The following is a 21,865-nucleotide window of genomic DNA, read 5'->3' on the forward strand; positions in this document are numbered from 1 at the left end:
ATGAAAATAAGATACATAAATATTCCTCCAATATTGTTTATTTTAAATCTAATTTTCTAACCTCAGTTATCATTTGGCAAACTATAGCAATGCCAATAATTAAAATACCTGATAGTAAAAACCAATGATTTACACCGATTTTATCAGCAAAGAATCCAGAAAGAATTAACCCAATTGGCATAGCAAGTGACATGATACTTCCGATCAAAGAAAATACACGTCCTAAATATTCAGGCTTAATTTTCTCCTGAAAAAGAGCTGTTTGCACACCGCTATAAAATGGCACCGAAAGCCCCATTATTGCACAGCAAACTACGAATATTACAAATCCATTTGGAGGAAGTATTCCCGAAACGGCTAAACTGGTCCCCATTATAAAAAATGAACTTGTTATTAGTAATACATGCTTTTCGAAGCCCCCTAATCTTCCTAATAATAAGCCTCCTGCTAGCATCCCAAATGCAAAGGAAATTTCCGTAATAGAAATATGCACAGGCGTTCCATTAAAGTGTTCCATGCTTATTAAAGGAAATAGTGCATTGATTGGCATATAAACAAAAGTATATAGTGTTCCTAAGAGTAATAAGGCAAACAATCCTTTGTTTTGTCTCAGAACCACAACTCCTTCTTTCATCTCCCTTATGAAATTTGGTTCTAAACTTTGCACTTGATTACCCAGCTTAGGTATACGTACAATTGCTACCGTAATAGATGCAATCACAGCACCCAATACGTCGATGGCAATAATAGCATTTAAATCCCAAACGGAGTATAAGAGTGCTGCAACTGCCGGACTAACAATATAGCTTATAGACTGCAAAGACTGACTATAGCCTGCGCATTTCGTTAGCTGTTCTTCTGGTACTAAAAGTGGTGTAACCGCATTGAGTGCTGGGGTATGAAAAGCTGTTCCAATGCTACGGATAAACAATACTATCATAATCATCCAGACAGGTAGCTCCATACAGAATGCAACAATAGCAAGCACTGCACCAGCTGCTGCGATAATTAAATCGGCACCAATCATTATCTTCTTCCTATCATGACGATCCACTAGCACACCAATGGCAGGTCCCAAAATCGCATAGGGTAAAAAACCTACTAATGAAGCCATAGACAAGACCATCGCAGATCCTGTTTTTTCTGTAAGGTAAAAAATAATCGCCATTTGCAGGATGGCACTAGTGATTAATGATACTGCTTGCCCTGCCCATATTGCATAAAATTTTCGTTTCCAATTGTTGTATTTTTCCATTTATATTATCTCCTGCATATTATTTTGCTTGAATTTCTATTTTGAATAGCATTCTAGGCAATAAAAAATGCAGGCCAAACCCCACAATGTGGCTTTTGGTCTGCATACATACAATTTGGAAACATTCATATTAAAGACATAGTTAAATAAAGGTATAGTTAAATAACCAATATCCTCACCGTAACTAATGAATGCTCAATATCGTATAAATAAGCACAACAAAAAAGCCTATCATCGGGTATAGATTCTGCTTTTTTTATTGCCAGCTTATCTTAAACGCATTGAGGCTGTCATAGTTTCGGTTCCTCCTACATCTTTGTTTATATCAATTTATAGTATAACACAACAAGATGATATGTTCAATATAAAAGTTATGGAATGAGACTCATACTTCCAATTCGATGCCAGATTTAAAGGATATGACGAAGTTTTCTTCATAGACTGTAACGCTCTGGATTATCTTCCTTAGTAGCAAGCGATTAGCTTTCACAAAATCTTCTGTTTGTAGTTTTAAAAATTCATCAGGATTTTCTAACTCAACCTCAAAATATTTCATTTTACATTCCCTCATTTCATTTATTGATAAATTGAGTTTGCAAAAAAGAGTGGACAATTTTTGTCTACTCTTAACCTTTAAAATAGTTTTTTTTAATCGATTTGAAGTTGCCTAAATTATTACTTATTCGGTAAAATGAAGTATTGCTTTCAACAGATTTCCTTCAACTACACTTCACTTGATTCAAACAAGGTGGGTACATTTCTATTCCCACAAACTCCTTGTCAATGGAAACAAACACGTACCCACAGGGTAAATGGAAATAGAAACTGATAATTTCTAGCTATCACTTCTATTCATTCCAAAAATTTTCTCACTCTGATACTTCCCCACTCCAATACAAAAAGCATTGCAATCAAGGCTTTTCATTATCCCTTTCATTCAAAGGTTTCTAGGTTTTTACGAGCAGAGCAACACACTCCACGTGCGTTGTTTTCTTTATTTGTACACTTTTTTTCTTCATCGGTTACGGAATTAAAACACAATTTATCATTATCTATTTTAGCATTCTTTCTTTTAGATTTGTAAGATTTTGCATCTTTAGTCGAAGAATCTCCCGTTTTAAAAATTATAGTCAACATTGCTGGATCAATTTCTCCATCAGAATTTATTCCGCCTACTATTATTTTTTCAACGATACTTTCAAAAATATCCTTGTCAAACTCCGTCAAAGTTTTTTGTGAAGTTAAAATTTCTTTAAAATTCTCTAATCTACTTTTTATATCAACTTCTGATTTTAAAGTTACTTCTAAGTTTACTTTTTCTTCTAAAAGTTTTTCTTTCTCAATTTGTATTTGATTGAATTTATCTTCATATACAGAATCACTTATTTTTCCATCTAGATTCATTGAAACTAATTTTTCTTCTTTTTTGTACAACGAATTTAATTTACTAATTATCTTTGTCAACTCCACTTTTAAGGTATCATCAGTAAGCTCTTCTTTTATAATTTCAAGAAAGTCTTCAGTTAGGTTATTATTTTCATAAAACAACTGTTGGTAGCTCTGTAAAAAAGCATTTTCTATTGCTTTTTCCTCTATTCCTTTACTATGAGTGCAATACTTTTTACCTCTCTTTATAGATGTTGTACAGTGCCAAATAATCTTTTTGTACTCTGAACTAGAGTGCCAACTTCTTCTAGACAGAACAGTACCACAAAAACCACATTCTAATCTACTGCTAAAAGGGTACATTCTTGAATATCTTTCTCGTTTACCTTTTATATTTGCTATGGTTTTTTTGTTTCCTGATCTCCGTAATCGAATTTCTTGCGCCTGTGTAAAAATTTCTGGACTAATTATCGCATCATGATTATTTTTAATGTAGTATTTATCTTCTTCACCGAAATTTATTAAACGTCTCTTACTAATGGGGTCAACAGTGAAAGTTTTTCCCATTAGAATATCACCTTTATACTTCTCGTTTTTAATAATTCCTAAAACTGTTGTATCTTGCCAGTGATCAAGACCTCTCGGAGTTTTATAACCTAGTTCATCAAGTTCTCTAGCTATTGCCCTACCCCCAATACCATCAATGTATCGTTCAAAAATATAACGTACTATCTTGGCTTCTTTTTCATTTATTGATATCGACTTTGTATCTTGATTATAGTCATAACCAAGACAACCTTGAAAACCAATAAGTTCTCCACGTTGCATCTTCATTTTTAAACCCTTTTTAACATGGGCAGATGTATTTTCAACTTCCTGTTGAGCCACTGAACTTAATATCGTCAATAGTAACTCACCATCCATAGTTAAAGTATCAATATTTTCTTCTTCGAAAAATACACCAATTTGTTTATCTTTGAGCAAACGAACATATTTGAGAGTATCTAATGTATTTCTAGCAAAGCGAGCAATGGCTTTGGTAATGATATAGTCTATTTTTCCATCAAGGCAATCTGAAATCAATCTTTGAAAATCTTGTCTTTTTCCAACTTGAGTTCCTGAAATCCCTTCATCAGCATAAATGTCAACCAAAATCCAATCTTGGTGCTGTGATATATACTCTCTATAATGACGAACTTGAGAATCATAGCTATTTTTTTGATCATCACTATCGGAACTAACACGACAATATGCTGCTACTCTCCTCGATAAAGAACCACTATTATCATTTCTTCTAGTTACTAAAGGATTTGCTTTTATAATTTCAACGTTGTTTGACATGGCTTAACCTCCTATTTCTCTGCATTTATTTTACCGCAACCAATAAAAAAGGTCAGCTAATTTGTGTATATTTTACGCAGTTTCAGCTTTATTTTTTCATATTCTTTTTCGCTAATAAGTTTTTTTAAGAATAATAGATTTAGCATCTCTAGCTCGACTATATAATTTTCTAAATTTGATTTCAAAAAATCACTTCCCTTTTATCTTTTATCAATCTCCTCCATGGCATGACTGATGAAGTCATCATAAGAATTTCACTTGCTGCTCTTTTACGTTGGCAGCCTGAACGGTCAGAAGTATCATTGTATATCATTTGTATCATGGCATATAAAGTATCGCTCTATTTTATTGATGGTTTTAATATCGCTCTTATCATGGCGAGCCATTCAAAACTGCTCCACAAATGAGGAAAGTACCATTTTGGACTATTCAATTGTCAATGTGCTTTCTTAACCTACTACTTTTTGGAGTAATGGTCTTCTTTATTATCCACTCGACCTACAAGGTAGTCTAGACTCACCTTATAAAAATCTGCAAGTTTGATAAGGTCATTTATAGAGATTAGCCTGCTACCAGCTTCCATTTTAGAATAAGATGATCTTGTACAATTCAAAACGATTTTCGCAATATATTCTTGTGTCAAATCATCATCTTCACGTAAATCTCTAATCCTTTTCAACATTTGTTGTCTCCTAAAACTAGTATAATATAGTTATTTTCTTATTTTTAAATATGTGACAAATTGGCACATGAAACTATTCTATATATACTTTTTAGGAAACTGTTTACTCTAAATGTATCTCATTTTCCTCAATAGATTTCATATTTTGTTTTTTCTTATATTTCTTTATTGTTTTATTAAACATTTCAAATAAATTTATTGCTTCTCTATGTTGTTCCTTCAGTTTTTCAATTCTTCCTTTATAGAAGTATAAATCCTTCTCTATTATATCTACTGAACTTTTACCTTGAATACTATTTTCTAAATTGCTAGAACTATTTGTCGTATCATTCAACAATACTTCTTCTAAATTAGTTAAATCATTAATTTTATTTTGAACTTGTTCAATCATATTCTCTAGATATGATATTTGGGCAATGAAATCATTTGTTATATCTTCAAAATCATTCGGACTATTTTCCTCAGATATAAGAAAATCTAATTGTTCTATTTTTTCTTTAATTTTGCTAAGAGGAATTCTTCTATACATATACTGCGGTTCATACTGAACATTAAATTGCCTAATCAAAGTTTTACCTTTCATAAAGCGATTTTTTTCTGCTGAATCTTTATGATATACATAGTAAGAACTAGTTTCTCTGAGAAATACTTTAACTTTTTCTTCTTCCATATTGATTTGAATATTTGGTACAAAAATAAGTCCTTCTTGTCGGATACCAAACTGTACCTTAATGTAAATTCCATCGTCTACTACTTCTTCTATTTGATTAAGATTCAACTCTACTTCAAACTCATGAACAGTATCCCTATTTCTCTTGAAATCTTGATAGGATTTCCATAACACCTCTTCTGTCGGCACCTCTTTTTCTTTAATTAGCTTTTCTTTATTGTAAAGTTCAACTAAATTTTTATTATCTAAGACAAAAGTTTCATTTTTGTTATTAAAATAGTCTTGAAAATAACTAACACTGTACTGATTCGTTTTTCCCAATTCCTGTTCTGAAAGCTTAATCCCATTAAATTCAAATAGAACATGTTTTTCTTTCGGAATTATTTTTAAGTCAAAAAATTCTGCTTGTTGAATCAATTCATTCATATTCTTCATTTTCGGAAGTAGAAATTCTAAGATGTTTATAATTTCCCTTTGAACAAACTTTTGCTTAAAATTAGTTTCATTATAAGGTTGTTTTCTATTCAATTTATCATCACGTATGACTTGTTTCATATTTGAATCAGTCATAAAAAAAGTAACATGCTTGTGTCTAAAATCAATTTTTAAATGTAAAGCTTTTGCTTTTTTCCTGAAATCTTCAAAATTTTTCGAGTTCTCTATTAGAAAATATACTCGTTGTTTTATTTCATATTTGTAATTGGTTTTTCGATAAACTTCATACTGACGATGCGAATAACGATTTTCTATAATCTTTGCACCTGCAATTTTTGAGAGACGATCTGAAACCATTCGTAGATTACGTTCTGACTTATAATTCCATAGAAACTTTTTATCAGAATTCTGATCAATTGAATTTAAAATGATGTGATTGTGGATATGACCTTTATCGACATGTGTTGCTACGATAAAACGAAATCTACCTCCTGTCAACTCTTTAACTGTCTCATAACCAATCCGATTGATTTGTTCGGGAGTAAGATGGTCATCTGGAGAAAAAGACTGAATGATATGATGAGAATGAATTTTTCGTTGATTTACTTCTTGCCTATCATGACGAAATTCATAAAGACCATCATTACTTAAAAAATTATCATTGTACATCTTCACTAGTTCTTTATAACTAGGAAAATCTAAATAATTTCTCATACCAAAATCTGAAACTAGTGCTAGATTTTTTGTTTTACTTGGATTCAAAATATATTTGATTAGTTTACTACGATAATTTTTTCCATGAATCGCAAAGTGTTTAGTGATGACCATAAAATTTCCTCAATTTTTCAGATTGAATAAGAAAATCTTTCTCCACTTCTACTATTAACTCTTCTATACCTTTTCTCAATTCATTTAACTCAACTTCCGTTATTAAATTCGAATAATTTATGCTTCTGGCTATTTGATTAATATTATTTCCGATTCGTTTTAATTCAAAAATCAAATCTTGATAACCAGTTGTATCAATGGTGATGAAATTCATGCCAGGGTCAAGTAGGGTTCGTCGAGCATATTCTGAAAAAGATTGACAACCGCTTTGGTCGATACAATGTTTCAACTGACTCAATTCGCTATCAGACAGAAACACTTTCTTGAGATTGGTTCGGTAACGATGTTCCATGTACTCACCTCATGTATTTATCACGGAAGTCTTGGCTGAGGGGAATGGAGTTTCCAACTTCTTTAATCAACTCCTGTACGCAGGTTAAGAGAATAGATACATGATCTTGGGTAACTTGATGTTCGCACTGTGCCAATATTAAAACATCATGAACGTCACGACTGATTTGTTCTAGTTTTTGGGATTGCCAGAGGGCAAACCACTTTTCAGCAGTCATTTCAAACTCTTCCTCCAGCAATTTATTTCGAGCAAAGGGCGAAAAATGTTCAAATCCCTTATTTTTCATTATCACTTCAATCATTTCCAATTCATTTGCAGTTAAATTAACCTCTTTGCGAATGTCTCTGTATTGTTCTGACATACTATTTCCTCACTTTCATCAATGGTTGGACAATCCCCGACCCCGTATTAACCACGGGAAACTTGCAAAGACAAAATGTGTCATCTTGTAAGGCTTTGCGAGCTCAGATATTGTGTCCACAATATCCCAAAAATCATATCGCCTGCCATTTCAAACCTCACGGTTCAAAAAACAAACGATATGACAATGTGGTGGCTCCGCCTCCAAACCCCCAAGATAAATCTAAATTAAAAAAAGTATAACAAATACTTTTTGATAAAATTATCACAGAAAAAAGAGCCCTGTCGGACTCTTACAAATTAAAACAATGTCTCTGATATTCATACTGTCTAATACCACTACTGTCTTTGTTCATCTTGATAGAAAAAACAAAGTAATGATCACGACCGTCTAAAGATTTACTTTTGTTAAGTTTAAAATAATGTTTTTGAGACATAGCCATTGTGCGTAAAATATCATCTGTGATAAATGTTAATGGTATATCTAAAGCTGAATACTTGTAAAAATCTGACTCAAACTGTAAATAAGAATCTGAAAAATAATCTAGCTGTAATTTATCATCATATAATTCTTTACGATTCATGTAATTCCTCCCCTTCTATCTGTATATCGAGTATATCTTCCCATTTTAATCGAAGAAAACCAGTGTCTGATTTTATAGATATAAACTCTTTTCCAATCTCTTTAACAATACCTGATACTACTTTTCTTTGATTAGAAAACTTAAAAACAAAAGTTGCAGGGAATACATTCGTATAAAGTTGACGAACAAATAGAACTTTCTCTTCCAATGATAGTGAAATGGAGATATCTTCTTTATTTTTTTCTGCCCAAAGAGAACTGGAATGTTCTGATAAAAAGAAGCCCATCCACTTAGCCATGCCTCGATCCTGATATACTCGGGCAGACTCAAAAGGTAAATAAGAACGATTCATCATTTTAGTCCATCTAATCCTCCAGCTGAATGACCACCAATGAGTTTGCTTCTAGCAATTGTTCTAGAAGCTTGATCTAGGGCATTACCTTTCAATAGTGAAGTGAACCCAAATTCTGTTCGAATAGCATCGATTGCGGACTGGAGCCTTTCTTCTTTTTCTATTTTCTCAATATCATCAAATAATGAAATCAATCCAAAGGATTCATCCACTAAACCAGAATAGTTAACCGCAACATTCCTGATAGCTCCTGAAGTATATTTAGTGTGAAATAACTTTAAAACGTAGTTTGTCAGTAGTGCTGTTTGATTAGTTGGTTCAATTTTCATTTGAGTATTGATAGAACGCTTTTGTTCCACTTTAGAGTAGCCTAGATGTATAGAAACTACTGTTGCTTTTTTACCAGATCTTCTCAATCTAACTGCAACTTGTTCTGCCATCTCACGAAGTATGATCTCAATATCTCTTTGTTTAATATAATCTTTTGGTAAAACTTGAGAGTTCCCTATCCCTTTTGACTTTGGCTTATAAGGTTTATGAACGTTGCTTTCGTCAATCCCATTGGCATGAAACCATAACTCTAGTCCCATAATCCCAAGCTCTTTTTTAATCAAGTCAGGATTAGCCTGAGCCAATTCTTTAATCGAAAAGATACCTAAATTATGTAATCTTTTCTCCATGCGATTTCCAATTCCCCAGAAATCTGTCATTTTAGGAATAGTCCATACTTTCTTTTCGACATCCTCATAGGACCAATTGGCTCTCATTGTCGGAGTCTTTTTAGCTTCATTATCAAGTGCCAACTTAGCTAATAAGGGATTGGCATTAGACATACCTACCGTTGAATAGATTCCTGTTTTTCTCCAAATCTTTTTTTGAATGGCCGCTGAAATAATATCTAATTTATCTTTCCTACTAATACTTTTATCAGGCACAAAATAATTTAATGAACTGGTTAAATCAATAAATCCTTCATCAATTGAGTAGGGATAGATATCGTCTGATGCCGCAAAATCTTGAAAGATTTTTTGAATATCCATATTGACAGCAATATAAGTATCCATTCTCGGAGGAACAATCACAGTTGATTTTGCCCATTCCTCTATATAACGAACATAATCTATCGTTGTCGGTAAACCTTGCTTTCTAGCATTATAATAAGAGAATTTGCGAGTCTTTACATCAAAAGGTAAATCATAGGAACGTCCAACGTTCGACTTTCCAAAGACCTTTTTAAACATAGGAGAGGAAGCAAGAATTAAACCAGCAGAATTATCTGCACGACTCATAACACAAAGCGAAGTCTTAAGTGGGTGTAATCCTCTATCTACACATTCTACACTTGCGTAAAAAGATTTCATATCAATAAAGGCAATGTCACTTTGAGGTTCGAGACTATAATCAAACCAACTCATACTTAGTCCTCTAAAGGCATAAAGTTCCCAACTATTTTCCCTATAATGCGAGGATTCTCATCATAAGGCGCAAACTTATCTGGATAGTTCCGATTGAGTGAAACTAATCTAAGCCCATTTTCTTCACGATAAACTTTCTTGATAAAGGTTTGACTGTCCCAATCTATCGCATAGATAGCCCCGTCATAGTCAAATCCTGTTTGCTTAATAAGGGCTACAGAACCATTTTTATAAGTTGGTTCCATAGAAACACCAGATACCCACGATGCAAAGTCATAATCAAATTGACGATTAAAATAAACTGTATCGTAATTACCATCATCAAAGTAAGCTGTTCCCGTACCAGCTGATAATTTTTCGTAAACTTTATAAGCAAAACGCTCAGGAATTTCTACAACCTTCGCATTCTGTTTGTTCAACAATTCTGTAGCATAATGAAGTGTTGCTTTTTGATTCTTTTTAGTTAGCTTGAGATAGGTTTCTACTATTTCAAACTCTGATTCAAAATATCGAGGGTCTACATTAAAAATCTCACTCAATTTGCTTAGATTATTTTGATTCGGTTTTGTTTTACCTGATTCCCAATTAAAGTATGAAGCTCTACTAATTCCTAAACTAGAAGCAAGTTGAGATTGAGATAAGCCTTGACTCTCTCTTTTTTCTTTTAATTTAGTAGGTGAAAACATCTCTTCTCCTTTGTAAGTTTATTAACTAACAAAAGAATACCATAGCTTCTTGAAAAAATCAAGAGTTTAATAACACCCAGGATTTAAAATAATCATAAACTACAAGAAATCATCACTGAAGAATGCTAAAACTTTTGAAAAAATTTGAAGAAGAAAATAGAGAATATAAAAAAGGATCGTTATTTTTTAATTGACGATCCAATAGACTTTATTTTAAAAATCTAACTCTACAAACCATTTCGATTAGTTAAATCTTTCAATCTTTCTTCTCCAGATTTAAGCATCTCTTTCTCCACTTGATTCCATTCTCCAAATAGTAAATCATGAAGAACGGTTGCCGCTGAAGTTGTATTTTCTCCTGAATCATATACACAACTTCTATCTCGTTGATACATTTGAATTCTTTCAAAGATAGCCAGTTCTTCCAATTGTCGTGTATTATCAACTAGATGATTAACAATGAAATCATGATGTTCTTTTGGAGTTGCGCGTGCTTGATTTGGATTGATAGCGTACAGTTCTTCGTATCGGATAAGGGTACTCAGATAAGACAGTTCAGGCTTTGTCGCAATTAAGGCTAATTGTACTTCATATCCCCTACTTTTCAAGAGTTGTGCTGTTTTCTTTGGAACATCAATTGTCCGTAAAGTTCCCTCAATCAAAAGATTGTATCCCAAATGACTCAATTCTCTTACTAAAGACTCTACCATTTTTCCTGCAAAATCTTTGGTGTATTCAACACTGTCTTTGCCATATTCTTGCTGCAGTTCTAAATAGTGTGGATGCTGAGAACGAAAACTATCACCATCTATGATAACAATATTTCCTTGAAATTCTTTCTGTTTAATACGATGAATTGTAGTCTTACCGGCACCACTTTGCCCTCCAAGCAAAATCGCTATAGGTTGCTTACTGGACTTTTTTCCTCTTGTCAGTGAGCGAATGTTCCGCTCTAAAGCATGTTTGAATTCACTATCGGTATAATCTTGGATTTCCATTAGGCTACCATCCGTTTTTCAGATATCTCTAACATACGTTCAATTCCATCCAAATAACCGCTATATCTCTCTATTTCATCAAAAGTTTCTACTAAATAGATACTCGTATGAATCAAGTCAGATAGATCATCACTCATTAAAATCCAAGGATTAGATTCATCATCAATGCTAATTCCCTGACTATCTTGATAGCGATAGAGTCGAGATAATAGATTAGAACCTCTTTCTTTCACAATTTCAATTTTTAAAGTCAATTCATAATCTTCAACTGGATTAAGCATTTTATCTTCTCCTACAATATCGACATAAGATACATTAAACTTCTGACAAATGATGTCAATTAATTCCGTAGAGACTGAACTCGTTCCATTTTCATAACGACTCAGACTATTTCGTGAAATACCTACAATTCGGGCAAAGTCGTCTTGTGTTAAGTCATGTGTTTTACGTAAGGATTTTATGTTCTTTCCAATCATGGCAAACTCCTTTATTTTTATAATTCAATTATAGCATAAAAAAGCATAATGCACCAAAATTGGTGCGTTATTGACTATTTTTCCTAAATCTCTCTAAATTCTTCTCCAATTGTTCCTTATGAAGTTGATTCTTAGCTTCTTTTAATGTGTCATCCAAAGTTTCTTCTCTGTAAGTTGCTTCTGTTTTTAGTTCTTCTGATCCTTGATCTGGAGTGAAAATGATATCTAGCAATCGGTCTATTTTTTCAAGATCTTGGACAGACATATCAGATAGTCTATGAATTAGCTTCTTAAATACATCACTATTGTCGTGGTTTTTCTTAAAAAGTTTTGTAAACATCTATAACCTCTCAAAAAAAGCAGCCTTTTAAGACTGCTTAGTGTAATTCGGAAATCGCATCATAAATGGACTGCAATTTCTTATTGTCTTTATTCTTTGTGTCGATCAACGTATGTAGCTCTTCAATTTTCTTTTGACTACTTTGAATATCGCTATTGTTATCCGCAATCAGCCTTTTAAGATGTTGCTGATAACTTGTAGTGATATCTGTCTCTTTTCCTGTTCTAACCTCTGTAACTTTGGGTTTAGAACTAGAATTTGATTCCGTCACAGGTGCTTGTTTGCGCTTTTGAAAAGCTGCTTCATAATTTACATCATTACCTCCTTGATGATTTCCAAATAAGGCCGCAATTTTATCTGGATCTTCTTGATTTTCTGATTTACTTTCTAATGGTTGATTAAAATTCCAATCTTTTGTCATTCACTCATTTCATCCTTTCTAAATTCAGAATCATCGAATTGTCTTTCTTTACCAAAGGCATGGTCAAGAGCTTCTTCAAAACTCATGTGACTAATGCTTTGACGCCTTTTGAACGTCGCAAACATCGCTGTCTCCAGTTGCTCTCTGTAAGCAGCGAGTTTTTCTGTCTCTCTTGCTACCTTACTTTCTTGCCTAGTGACCTTTTCTTCTAAGCGTTCAATAATGGTCATATACGATCCTCCTTCATTCTAATATTAGCTAAAACATCTTGATTTTGTTATCACAATTCTAAACATTGATAGGTTTGCCTTACTGGTTGATTCCCCAATTTCTCTTTTGCAGTCTCAATCTTAAATTGAAAATCTGATTTCTTTTCTCTAAGAACATCATTCCAGTCTATTTTTTCTTTCCCAAATTCATTATTAGGTAAATCCAGTTTAACAGGCAATCCTGCTTGAGATAACTTATCAGAAAAATCTTTTCCTGCATCATCACAATCTACCGCAAGTGTCAATAAATCAGGATGATTATCAAAATAGGTAGTGGTATCACGAATTGTATTGATCAAAGGCAATAACTTTGAAGGTGTTACTGTATCTAAAAATTCCAACTTCTGATTTTCTTCAGCTATCAGTCGTAAAGTTTGATAAGCGACAACAGACCTTTTTAATCCTTCCATAGATACCAAACGAACATCAGATAGACTTTGTTGATGAAGTTCGTAATAGCTCATCAAGTCGATAAACGATTCACAAAAAACCAGTCTATTTGGTTTACCAATGTCAAAGGATATTCCAATATGTCCATGGCTTCCTTTTAGAATCGTTTTTAACCTCTCTCTAGAAAGAGTGGGATTCTTATAAATCCCTTGTAGGCTTGCTGCCTGCAGCTTGTGACGATGATTAAAGCTTTTAAAAACGATAACAGGTTCAACTGTTTCATTTGTTTTCCAGCTGGCTTGTGCTATTAAACCTTGTTGAATCATCCTTTGTACAATTTCTTCTGAAATTCCTCTACATTCTGTTAAGTAATATCTGGCCAGACTACAGTTAGAATCTTCTATTCTCTTTAAAGGATAATAAAATGGTCTCTCTCTTTTTTCTTGAACAGCTTCTTTTTGAAAAGGTTCTTCAGAAAGAAAGGCTAGAGCTTCTTTAAAGGAAATTCCCTTAACAAGTCGAACAAAATCAATGACATCACCTTGAATATCTCTTGAAAACCATTTGAAAGTATTGGTAGTTGAAAAAATCCGAAATGAATCGTGTTCAGGATGTTCATAGACACTGCTCGAAACTTGTTTAAAGGAGATACCTAAACGACTTGCTACATCAAGAATTGAAATTTGCTTACATTCTTCTATTTCCATGCAATATCATCATTTTGTCGTAGTATTTGGCAGTGATGGTATTGATGATGATTCTTCTAAAGTTTTGGGAGTTGCCTTATCTAAATCATCTAACCCAGATTTCCAAACCTGCACTTGATTAACCAATAACTTACCAGGTAGTTTAGAATAGGATAACTTAACTGTTCTTGTTTCTGTCTGATTAGTCTTTGATTGGTTGGCATTCTTTAAATCAGATACATAGGTTACATTATAAGAGACCATGGCAATAGCTTGATTCGTAGTCTGATTGACAAAGATATCCGCTTTTTCAAAATGATAATCCAAAATATAATCCTTATACACTTGGTTCATGGCATCATTTTGACTTGACAATTCTTGAGAATAAGCTGATTCAGTCATATAAGGTTGAATACGTGTATTATTTTCTCCGAGCTTTTCTTTCGTATAGTACTGAGTCAAAAATTCTTTTACAGTATCCGATGACAAAATGCTGGCTTTATCTTCTTCTTGTTTGTCCTCTACAAGTTTAGCTGCAGCCAATTCGATTTCTTTGCGACTTTGTTTAGCAGTAGAATGTTGACCAGCAGTATATCCCATCATGAGAATAAAGCTAGTTGCAGCCACTGCTCCAACACTAATTAAGGCTTTAGTTTTGACTTTATTTAACATCTTAGACCTTCTTTCTATAAAAACTAGGTCAAGAATAACAAAAAGAACTTGAAAGTTTTATCACATCACAACGAAAGGTAATTCCTACATTTCAGGCGCAAAATCGTACAGTTCAGAGAAAAAAATCAAAACTAGATGTCTTCATCTTATAATGTAACTATGAAAAATTTAAAAGAAGAAAATTTGAGAAGAGCTCTTTCTCATATTGAACGACATAAACAAGCCATAAATACAAGCAATAATAGTAAGGATAAAAATTATCATAAATTATTGCTCCAATTTAGCTATGAAGTGTATGAAAGAATCAAGGCTAATAAAAAACCTTATCCGAATTTAGATTCAGATAAAGTTTTTTAAACATCTAACAAGTTTACATACTTTCCTTAGTTTTGGAGTTTATGAAGCGCCAACTGAATCCTAGAACCAACATCAGATTGATGAAAAGGTACACAGACGTAAAACTAGTTAAACCATGTTGTCTGATATCATCAAAATATAAACTAGGTTCAGTAAAGAACAAATAAATTCCATAGACCTCCACGAAAATAAGAAAACTGACAAAACCAATCAGGAAAAGTCCACTGGCAATAAGAAAGAGTCTCCATAAAAGAATGAGAATTCCTCCTACTGCTAAAAAAATTACTAGGATAAGGAGTAAATCATTCATGACTTTCTCCTTTCTAGTCAATCAATTGACGATAATGGGTGGCAAGAGAGGAATCAAATTCCTCTAGCTTTTGAACTAAGTCCAAATACTCCTCTTTTTCATGCTCTTCAAAGTCAACGCCTCGATGATTCTGAAGAGAGATTTCCAATTGACTAGTGAGTTCTCGTTTAGAAAAACTGTAATCCCCCGTCACTTCCTCATAATGTTCCTTTAGCTCCTTGTAGGCTTGGTATTCTTCAGGTGTTTGAAATCCCTGTACCAAAGCCTCTTCTAATTGATAATAGGTATCTTCCATCATAATTGTTACCTCGTTTCTTTCTATCTTTATTCTACCGCGCTTTTCTTTTCTTGTCCGCTATTTATATCTATTTTTTAATCCAATTCAAAAGAAAGTTGTTCTTGCTTTTCTTTTCCTTTTTCGTGGAATTGTCTTAAGGCCTGATCAATAATATCTAAATCCGTTTCTGTTTCAATCAATGGCGCGAGTACATCGTATTCGGCCTTTTTTGTTTGATAGTCTTCTTCCTTTGGAAAATTTTTCTCAATTTCTACCTCAGCAGTAGTCAATTTATCCTTTAATTCATCCAATAAGTTCTGAGTTTTCACTTGGTCCTCTTTAATGTGATCAATCGTATGCTGAAGCCTTTGAATTGTCCCCAAAGGAGAATACAAATCTAAACTGACAGAATACTGATTTTCTCCTACAATCTTAACAGAGAAGGTTTCAGGAAGAGGTTGATTTGTTGGAAGACTAAGCATTTTAATGTCAAATCCTCGATAACTGGCTAGGGTGCGAAATTCTTTAATATCAGCTTGATTATGACGGATAAGACGGTGTAGGGATTCCCCTGCTTCAGCTCGTTGCTCAAAAGCTTGCTTACCTATCGTCATAGAAAATGCCTGGTCTTTCGATATTTCAGACTGTTGAATGTCGCCTTCATACTTGCTTAATCGTTTCTCAAGAATGGGCATATTTTCTTCACAGTAAGAGATTGTATGACGATAGTGATCCTTGCTACGTTGAAAGGCGCGTCTTTGATTTTCTAATAGAGTTAGATCATTCTCTAGTTCCATCTTATATTTGAGATAAGGATTACCTGTTGCTAGTGCCTTAAAATCAGAAGCTGTCATGGTCTGCTCATCAATGTCTTCTGCAGCACGAATCGGCTCCTTAGAAGTCATAATCTGCTTAATATAACGGAGTTTGTTCTCCTGAGTTGCCCATAGATAATTATCAAATGAACCTTTGGTAATGTAGTGGTAAATATCCACTTCCTTGTTTTCATTTCCCTGTCTGATAATACGTCCATTGCGTTGCTGAATGTCACTTGGTCTCCACGGTACATCCAGGTGATGAACTGCTTTCATCTTGCTTTGAACATTTAAACCTGTTCCTCCTTTTTCAGTTGAGGCAAGGAGAATCCGCACCTCTCCTGCATTGACCTTTCGAGACAAACTATTCTTCTTTTCATCACTATTGGCATCATGTACAAAGGCAATTTCCTTACTAGGAATTCCTCTATCAACTAATAAAGCCTTTATTTCAGAATAGACATCAAAGCCATTATCCTTTTTCTTAGGTGTGCCAATATCTGAAAAAATCATCTGAGTAGCCTTATTTTCCATTCCTTCACGATAAATTCTTTCAACATTATCCACTACCTGAAGCAGTTTATGATTGTCTGCTAGACTATAGCTAGAGTCCAATAAACGCATATCAATAGCTAGTTTCCGTGCCTCACCTGTTATCTTTAACATGTTATCCTGACTCGGATCAACTGTTCCACATTTGACCATATCTGACCTCATAACTAATTCTTCTAAATAGAGTTTCTGGTTTTCAGTTAACTCACTCTCAATAGGGATAATACGAGCTTCTGGAACAGGTAAATCCAACATATCTTGTGTTTGAATGTCGGCTGTTTCTTTATAGATTTTCATCAACTCAGGTAGATTGACAAACTTTTTAAATCGTTTCTTAGGTTGGTACTTATCCCCTGTAGGAGCTAATTCCATAGAGTTTTGAATTTCTCCAAAAGCACCTACCCAAGAGTCAAAATAATCAACTTGATAGCGTTTTAAGATATCTGGTTGAATATAGTTCATCATAGTATATAACTCACTAATAGAATTGGAGACAGGTGTTCCTGTCGCAAAGACAATATTTTTAAAATCATGTTCTTCCTGAATCTGTCGAACCTTCATTTCCATATCCACGTTCTTCTTAGAGGTTGTATTGGTAATCCCTGCTACATTTCCAAGGCCAGTAATTGGACGAATATTTTTAAAGTGATGTGCTTCATCCACAAAGAGAAAATCAATTCCTAAGTTCTCAAAATCAATAAAACTATCACGATTAAAGCGTTGGAGTTCTTCCAATTGTTTCTCTAGACCACTTATTGATTGTTCCGCTTCTTTAACGGTATACTTATTTTCAGAATGTGTTTTAATCTCTCGTAGTTCATTAAGTTTATCCTCGATATAATTCATCTGTCTTTCCTTACTGACAGGGATTTTTTCAAATTGAGAATCCCCAATGACAATGGCATCGTAATCTCCTGTAATAATACGTGATACAAATTGTTTTCTTCTCGCCTTCACAAAATCTTTCTTAGTGGTCACAAAGACTTTTTTAGTAGGGAAAAATTTCATGATTTCTTGGCCAAATTGAGCAGACAAACTAGAGGGCACCACATACAATGGCTTATGAACCATCCCCAACTCCTTTAATTTAAACCCAGCCCCAAGCATGGTCAAGGTCTTTCCTGAACCTACCTCATGAGCTAACAAGGCTCTTTTTTCTTCTACGATTCTTTGAATGGCGTTCTCTTGATGAGGGCGAAGGCTGATGTTTTGTGCCAATCCATCAATGACTAGATGGCTACCGTCATACTCTCGACTAACCGTCCGGTTATAAAGACGATTGTAGCTTTCCTCAATGACTTGTTGGACTTCTGGATACCGTGAGACAAAGTCTTGAAAGAGCTCTTGTAAATGCTGCTCTTTTGCTCTTAGAACAGAGGTTTTTTCCAAATCTGTGATGGTCTTTTTCTTTTCTCCTTCCGTAACAGTCATAGTAATCGTCGGTTGGTTCGAATTAAGTAAATTTTCAAAAATTTTTCTTCCTGTATCATAACGTGAGCCACTGACTCCAAGACTACTATCTTTGGCACTTGGATAGCGATAAGCAAATGATGTCCTTAAATGAACCTGGCCATCGACAGGATTCACTTCAATGACCTGTTCAACATCAGGCGAAGACAATTCAAATTCACGATTAGTAAAACATTCAAAGGCAAATTTACCATAAACGGATTGAGGAATCCAACGTGACCCTATTTTAAACTCAATATCTGCCAGATGAATCCTTGGAGGGCGAACAGATTCTAACAAATCTAAAGCATGGTTCCAATCATATTCTTGGTTGTTTCCCTCCACTAATAGTTGAACTACTTCTATCTTGTTGAGAATATCTCCTGATAAAAATTGGTTCTTAGAAAGATATTTTCTTTCCCCTCTTAAATAGCTTTCTGGATCTATTAAAATCTGGTCACCTAACTCATCTAAAATAGCAGCTTGGCTATGTTCGGGATAAATGGATACCATATAGTCTAAATCAACCCCTCTACCATCCGATAAACTGGAGTTTAAGGCATCTAGAGCAGTTGAAACTCTTGTAATCACTCTCTCTGGCCTAACCAATGCTTTCTCAAAGGCTAAAGATTTTTTATATTTTACTTTCTGATCTTTAGAATCAATGTATTCATCTTCTAAACTTGCTAGTAAGGAATACTTATCGTCACTATCAAATAAGTTCCGATTGACTGAGGCATTCAAGTATCCAAATTGACTTACAAAGCGGTCATAGTCACGATTGAGTTTACTAAGTAATACCTGAAAATCTGTCCGACTATAATCTTGATGACGTTGAATTTCAATTAAGGATTGATAGGTCTCTCTCAAATCAACCATGCCCTTAATACGACTAATATCCTTATCCGATAAGGGGCTTTCATAAAAGACAGTTTTTTTGAACAGTCCCTTATATTTCCCTCTTTTACTCGCTTCTTCTGACTTGTATACATCTAGTGCTTCCTCATCTGTCAAATGAAGTTTCACGAATCGATCTATTTTATGTTCAGACAAAGAACTGTCCCAGGCTTTAAAAACTCCCTTTTCGTCTACATAATAACTAATTTCGTCTACTTTTGAACTTTTCCGAATGCCATGCGTATCTCGGTAATAAATTTGATTTCCCTCATATCCAAAAGAATAGAGCGCTAAGTCCTCACGTATACGACTTGGGATAGAATTATCCACTTCTTCTTGGATAAAAATAGGTGCTTTCAAAGAATTGTCAATTGGTTTAGGTGCTTCCACATTCTCGAATGCTTTCATAATGTCAGTAGCTAATGTTTCTGATACCCCCTTAACATTGAGAGTTCCTCCATTAAAATTACGTACCTCATATTGACCCAAAACTTGTGTATTGTATTTCCCATCAAAATAAGGATTGATCCAGACACGCTTATCCTCCTCAAAGAGAATAGAGCCACTAAAGACAAGCTCATCTTCATTAAGATTCTTTGCTTGATCCTTTTGAAAGAAGAGAAGATCTGTGGTCACTCGAGTACCTGCAATCTTTTTAAAAGCCGTATCCGGCAACCGAACTCCCCCTAAAAAATGAGTGTTGGTTTTAATCTCTTGTAAGACATTATCTGTCCGCTTATCCATTGTGCCAATAGATGAGATAATCGAAACTTGTCCTCCGTCTCTTACTAAATCAAGTGAGTGTTTGACAAAGTAATCATGAATCATATATGGTTTATCATAGTTTTTATCGGCAATCCGAAAATTTCCAAAAGGAACATTCGTTAAGACTAAATCAAAACTATTATTTTGATAGGGAACTTCTTCAAATCCTCGAACTTCAATATGGACATTTGGATGGAGTTGTTTTGCGATTGCACCTGTCACACTGTCTAATTCAACCCCATAGAGTTCTGATTTCTCTCGTACACTTCTAGGCATAGCCGCAAAGAAGTTCCCAGTCCCCATAGAAGGATCTAATATCCTCCCTCCCTCAAAACCATCATCCAGTAATTTTTGCCAAATCTGGCGAATAATCATTGGGTCTGTATAATAGGCTGTGAGAGAACTTTGTTTCATGGTGGAGTATTCTAATTTACTTACTAAGCTCTTGAGAGTTAAACGTTCTGTTTCATACTTTGGATTGAGTTCATCAAAAAATTCATTGGCAAGGCCACCCCAGCCGACATACTTGGCTAGTAGCTCTTGTTCTTCTGGATTCGCTTGTCGTCCCTCTTTTTCTAATCTTTTAACAAGTTCAATTGCGGCGATATTCGTTTCAATTTTATCTCGATTTGTCTTAGGATAAAAGTCCTCTAAATCATCTGGAAAAACAAAATCTTGAACGGGGACATCCGTCTCTTCTATATCTGAAATAAGCGTTTCTGTTTCCTTATCCTTTTCATTATCTTCTTCCAGATAGGAAAACAAATCTATTTCCTGACTTTTACTGGGTGATTCAATCTCAATATCTGAATGTTCTTTTTCAAGTTCTACAAGAGACAATACATGTTCAATCTCTTCCAAACTGTTCAAGTATAAGATAGGATTCTCTTCAAATAACTGGTTGGAATCATTGAATAGCTCTAGGCGAACTAAGTCATTTAACTGTGCATTTTCAATCGAAACCAACTGAAATACTTGTCCTTTATAACTTACTTGTGAACCGATTGGATATTCCCTCAAAGCTTCTTCTACAATTTTATCGACATTAGAAAAGGAGTTCGTTTCTTTCGTTTCCTGTTCAATATCACTTGAAGGAGATAAGGAATCCTCTACTTGTTTAGACTTTTCGCTTCTAGCCTTTACATCATCAAAATGAGTAATAATCTTCAGCTTTTGTATCAGTGGAAGTTGTTGGTAGTTTTCTTCATGATGGACAAGATCCGTAACAGTATCTAAAGTAGCCATCAATTCTGAACCCAAATAGGCTAGAACATCTCCTTCTTTTTCTTCAAAATGAATCTCAAGAACCTCTTTTTTTAGTTCTTTGGAATCAACCATTAGAAGAAACTCCTCTATATCTCTACTAATGCGGTCAGATAGATTATTCGCAACCCGATAGACATTGACTAAATTGACATCCTGATTCTGATGAAATACAAGCTCACTTAATGGTTCTAACTTCTCTTTTTCAGATTGGATGTAAAATCGAGTGGAAAGATTATAGATTGCGACTTCTAGCACCAAGTTTTTCTCAAAATTACTTAATTGAGATAATTTACCTAGACCTGCTTGTCCAAAAGTTCTTGTGTAACTTTCTAAATCTTGGTCATTATTTTCAGAACTGGCCTCTAGGAAAGAAACAATATCTTGATCAAAAGAATATACGTGAGGAATCTCTTCTATCTTGCCCTCTTCAGTCAAAAAATTCTCTACCAAATCGTGCCATTTCTCATCAAAATGTTGCGCCTGATAACGAAGAAATAGGTCCATTTTCTCCCTATCTTTTGGAATTGTTCCACGAAACATAGCCAATAATTGTATTACTTCCATACTCTCTCCTTTCAT

General features: G+C 34.1%; 22 protein-coding genes. 1 reads left to right on the forward strand and 21 read right to left on the reverse strand.

Going from position 1 to position 21,865, the window contains the following annotated elements; all coding sequences use genetic code 11:
- Positions 1–37 precede the first annotated feature (37 nt).
- From mef(A) to MK480_RS06645, 18 genes are all read right to left on the reverse strand, one after another.
- Positions 38–1,255 (reverse strand): macrolide efflux MFS transporter Mef(A), encoded by a 1,218-nt coding sequence (mef(A), locus tag MK480_RS06560; RefSeq protein ID WP_000417519.1) that lies wholly within the window; start codon positions 1,253–1,255, stop codon positions 38–40.
- A 385-nt stretch (positions 1,256–1,640) separates the two neighbouring features.
- Positions 1,641–1,811, reverse strand: a complete 171-nt coding sequence (locus MK480_RS06565; RefSeq protein WP_000873143.1) for a hypothetical protein — start codon at positions 1,809–1,811, stop codon at positions 1,641–1,643.
- Positions 1,812–2,188: 377 nt separating this feature from the next.
- Positions 2,189–3,982 carry a recombinase family protein gene (locus MK480_RS06570; protein WP_268707381.1) on the reverse strand — a complete coding sequence of 598 codons (1,794 nt, stop codon included), beginning with the start codon at positions 3,980–3,982 and terminating at the stop codon, positions 2,189–2,191.
- 457 nt (positions 3,983–4,439) lie between these two features.
- Positions 4,440–4,664, reverse strand: coding sequence for a helix-turn-helix domain-containing protein (locus MK480_RS06575; protein WP_000919629.1), 225 nt, complete (start codon positions 4,662–4,664; stop codon positions 4,440–4,442).
- 103 nt (positions 4,665–4,767) lie between these two features.
- Positions 4,768–6,597, reverse strand: a complete 1,830-nt coding sequence (locus MK480_RS06580) for an SAG1250 family conjugative relaxase (protein WP_268707382.1) — start codon at positions 6,595–6,597, stop codon at positions 4,768–4,770.
- A complete protein-coding gene (locus MK480_RS06585; protein WP_061706388.1) occupies positions 6,584–6,949 on the reverse strand; it encodes a MobC family plasmid mobilization relaxosome protein in 366 nt (121 codons plus the stop codon). Before MK480_RS06585 ends, MK480_RS06580 begins: the two co-directional genes overlap by 14 nt.
- Before the next feature lie 4 nt (positions 6,950–6,953).
- Positions 6,954–7,310, reverse strand: coding sequence for an SAG1252 family conjugative relaxosome accessory protein (locus tag MK480_RS06590; RefSeq protein WP_268707383.1), 357 nt, complete (start codon positions 7,308–7,310; stop codon positions 6,954–6,956).
- Between the two features lie 292 nt (positions 7,311–7,602).
- A complete protein-coding gene (locus tag MK480_RS06595) occupies positions 7,603–7,893 on the reverse strand; it encodes a DUF5960 family protein (protein ID WP_001080184.1) in 291 nt (96 codons plus the stop codon).
- The gene (locus MK480_RS06600) at positions 7,883–8,248 is read right to left on the reverse strand and encodes a hypothetical protein (RefSeq protein ID WP_000981955.1); all 366 of its coding nucleotides are present in this window, start codon (positions 8,246–8,248) and stop codon (positions 7,883–7,885) included. The genes MK480_RS06595 and MK480_RS06600 overlap by 11 nt, the downstream gene beginning before the upstream one ends.
- Positions 8,245–9,660: a Y-family DNA polymerase gene (locus MK480_RS06605; RefSeq protein ID WP_049499996.1), complete on the reverse strand. Its 1,416-nt coding sequence runs from the start codon at positions 9,658–9,660 to the stop codon at positions 8,245–8,247. Before MK480_RS06605 ends, MK480_RS06600 begins: the two co-directional genes overlap by 4 nt.
- A 2-nt stretch (positions 9,661–9,662) precedes the next feature.
- Positions 9,663–10,346: a LexA family transcriptional regulator gene (locus tag MK480_RS06610; RefSeq protein ID WP_000492697.1), complete on the reverse strand. Its 684-nt coding sequence runs from the start codon at positions 10,344–10,346 to the stop codon at positions 9,663–9,665.
- A gap of 227 nt (positions 10,347–10,573) precedes the next feature.
- The gene (gene pezT, locus MK480_RS06615) at positions 10,574–11,344 is read right to left on the reverse strand and encodes a type II toxin-antitoxin system toxin PezT (protein WP_268707384.1); all 771 of its coding nucleotides are present in this window, start codon (positions 11,342–11,344) and stop codon (positions 10,574–10,576) included.
- A complete protein-coding gene (gene pezA, locus MK480_RS06620) occupies positions 11,344–11,820 on the reverse strand; it encodes a type II toxin-antitoxin system antitoxin PezA (protein ID WP_000579598.1) in 477 nt (158 codons plus the stop codon). Before pezA ends, pezT begins: the two co-directional genes overlap by 1 nt.
- 67 nt (positions 11,821–11,887) lie before the next feature.
- Positions 11,888–12,160, reverse strand: coding sequence for a hypothetical protein (locus MK480_RS06625; RefSeq protein ID WP_000494442.1), 273 nt, complete (start codon positions 12,158–12,160; stop codon positions 11,888–11,890).
- Positions 12,161–12,197: 37 nt separating this feature from the next.
- Positions 12,198–12,581, reverse strand: a complete 384-nt coding sequence (locus MK480_RS06630) for a DUF5945 family protein (protein WP_002933294.1) — start codon at positions 12,579–12,581, stop codon at positions 12,198–12,200.
- Positions 12,578–12,811 carry a DUF5965 family protein gene (locus tag MK480_RS06635; protein ID WP_000152425.1) on the reverse strand — a complete coding sequence of 78 codons (234 nt, stop codon included), beginning with the start codon at positions 12,809–12,811 and terminating at the stop codon, positions 12,578–12,580. Before MK480_RS06635 ends, MK480_RS06630 begins: the two co-directional genes overlap by 4 nt.
- Positions 12,812–12,861: 50 nt before the next feature.
- On the reverse strand, positions 12,862–13,947 hold the full coding sequence (locus MK480_RS06640; RefSeq protein WP_268707385.1) for a toprim domain-containing protein: 1,086 nt from the start codon (positions 13,945–13,947) through the stop codon (positions 12,862–12,864).
- A 9-nt stretch (positions 13,948–13,956) separates the two neighbouring features.
- Entirely contained in the window at positions 13,957–14,598 is a 642-nt protein-coding gene (locus MK480_RS06645) for a hypothetical protein (protein ID WP_050197876.1), read from the reverse strand.
- A 159-nt stretch (positions 14,599–14,757) separates the two neighbouring features.
- Between MK480_RS06645 and MK480_RS06650 the strand changes: the two genes are divergently transcribed.
- Positions 14,758–14,955: a hypothetical protein gene (locus MK480_RS06650; protein ID WP_002933288.1), complete on the forward strand. Its 198-nt coding sequence runs from the start codon at positions 14,758–14,760 to the stop codon at positions 14,953–14,955.
- Positions 14,956–14,968: 13 nt separating this feature from the next.
- On the opposite strand, the gene MK480_RS06655 is transcribed toward MK480_RS06650, so the two are convergent.
- The 3 genes from MK480_RS06655 to MK480_RS06665 form a co-directional block, all read right to left on the reverse strand.
- Positions 14,969–15,265, reverse strand: coding sequence for a DUF5966 family protein (locus MK480_RS06655; RefSeq protein WP_268707386.1), 297 nt, complete (start codon positions 15,263–15,265; stop codon positions 14,969–14,971).
- Positions 15,266–15,278: 13 nt separating this feature from the next.
- Positions 15,279–15,563 carry a DUF5962 family protein gene (locus MK480_RS06660; RefSeq protein WP_000969643.1) on the reverse strand — a complete coding sequence of 95 codons (285 nt, stop codon included), beginning with the start codon at positions 15,561–15,563 and terminating at the stop codon, positions 15,279–15,281.
- Between the two features lie 74 nt (positions 15,564–15,637).
- Positions 15,638–21,850, reverse strand: a complete 6,213-nt coding sequence (locus MK480_RS06665) for a DEAD/DEAH box helicase family protein (RefSeq protein WP_268707387.1) — start codon at positions 21,848–21,850, stop codon at positions 15,638–15,640.
- Positions 21,851–21,865 lie beyond the last annotated feature (15 nt).

Origin of the sequence: Streptococcus mitis, assembly GCF_026782895.1 — a bacterium.
In the GTDB taxonomy this organism is placed as follows: domain Bacteria; phylum Bacillota; class Bacilli; order Lactobacillales; family Streptococcaceae; genus Streptococcus; species Streptococcus mitis_CB.

Bases quoted from the DNA above. Each gene is read 5' to 3' on its own strand.
- MK480_RS06600 (WP_000981955.1), bottom strand. From the start codon at position 8,248: ATGATGAATCGTTCTTATTTACCTTTTGAGTCTGCCCGAGTATATCAG.
- MK480_RS06570 (WP_268707381.1), bottom strand. From the start codon at position 3,982: ATGTCAAACAACGTTGAAATTATAAAAGCAAATCCTTTAGTAACTAGA.
- MK480_RS06580 (WP_268707382.1), bottom strand. From the start codon at position 6,597: ATGGTCATCACTAAACACTTTGCGATTCATGGAAAAAATTATCGTAGT.
- MK480_RS06650 (WP_002933288.1), top strand. From the start codon at position 14,758: ATGAAAAATTTAAAAGAAGAAAATTTGAGAAGAGCTCTTTCTCATATT.
- MK480_RS06585 (WP_061706388.1), bottom strand. From the start codon at position 6,949: ATGGAACATCGTTACCGAACCAATCTCAAGAAAGTGTTTCTGTCTGAT.
- MK480_RS06595 (WP_001080184.1), bottom strand. From the start codon at position 7,893: ATGAATCGTAAAGAATTATATGATGATAAATTACAGCTAGATTATTTT.
- MK480_RS06605 (WP_049499996.1), bottom strand. From the start codon at position 9,660: ATGAGTTGGTTTGATTATAGTCTCGAACCTCAAAGTGACATTGCCTTT.
- MK480_RS06665 (WP_268707387.1), bottom strand. From the start codon at position 21,850: ATGGAAGTAATACAATTATTGGCTATGTTTCGTGGAACAATTCCAAAA.
- MK480_RS06625 (WP_000494442.1), bottom strand. From the start codon at position 12,160: ATGTTTACAAAACTTTTTAAGAAAAACCACGACAATAGTGATGTATTT.
- MK480_RS06640 (WP_268707385.1), bottom strand. From the start codon at position 13,947: ATGGAAATAGAAGAATGTAAGCAAATTTCAATTCTTGATGTAGCAAGT.
- MK480_RS06660 (WP_000969643.1), bottom strand. From the start codon at position 15,563: ATGATGGAAGATACCTATTATCAATTAGAAGAGGCTTTGGTACAGGGA.
- pezT (WP_268707384.1), bottom strand. From the start codon at position 11,344: ATGGAAATCCAAGATTATACCGATAGTGAATTCAAACATGCTTTAGAG.
- MK480_RS06575 (WP_000919629.1), bottom strand. From the start codon at position 4,664: ATGTTGAAAAGGATTAGAGATTTACGTGAAGATGATGATTTGACACAA.
- MK480_RS06655 (WP_268707386.1), bottom strand. From the start codon at position 15,265: ATGAATGATTTACTCCTTATCCTAGTAATTTTTTTAGCAGTAGGAGGA.
- MK480_RS06630 (WP_002933294.1), bottom strand. From the start codon at position 12,581: ATGACAAAAGATTGGAATTTTAATCAACCATTAGAAAGTAAATCAGAA.
- pezA (WP_000579598.1), bottom strand. From the start codon at position 11,820: ATGATTGGAAAGAACATAAAATCCTTACGTAAAACACATGACTTAACA.
- MK480_RS06635 (WP_000152425.1), bottom strand. From the start codon at position 12,811: ATGACCATTATTGAACGCTTAGAAGAAAAGGTCACTAGGCAAGAAAGT.
- MK480_RS06610 (WP_000492697.1), bottom strand. From the start codon at position 10,346: ATGTTTTCACCTACTAAATTAAAAGAAAAAAGAGAGAGTCAAGGCTTA.
- MK480_RS06645 (WP_050197876.1), bottom strand. From the start codon at position 14,598: ATGTTAAATAAAGTCAAAACTAAAGCCTTAATTAGTGTTGGAGCAGTG.
- MK480_RS06565 (WP_000873143.1), bottom strand. From the start codon at position 1,811: ATGAAATATTTTGAGGTTGAGTTAGAAAATCCTGATGAATTTTTAAAA.
- MK480_RS06590 (WP_268707383.1), bottom strand. From the start codon at position 7,310: ATGTCAGAACAATACAGAGACATTCGCAAAGAGGTTAATTTAACTGCA.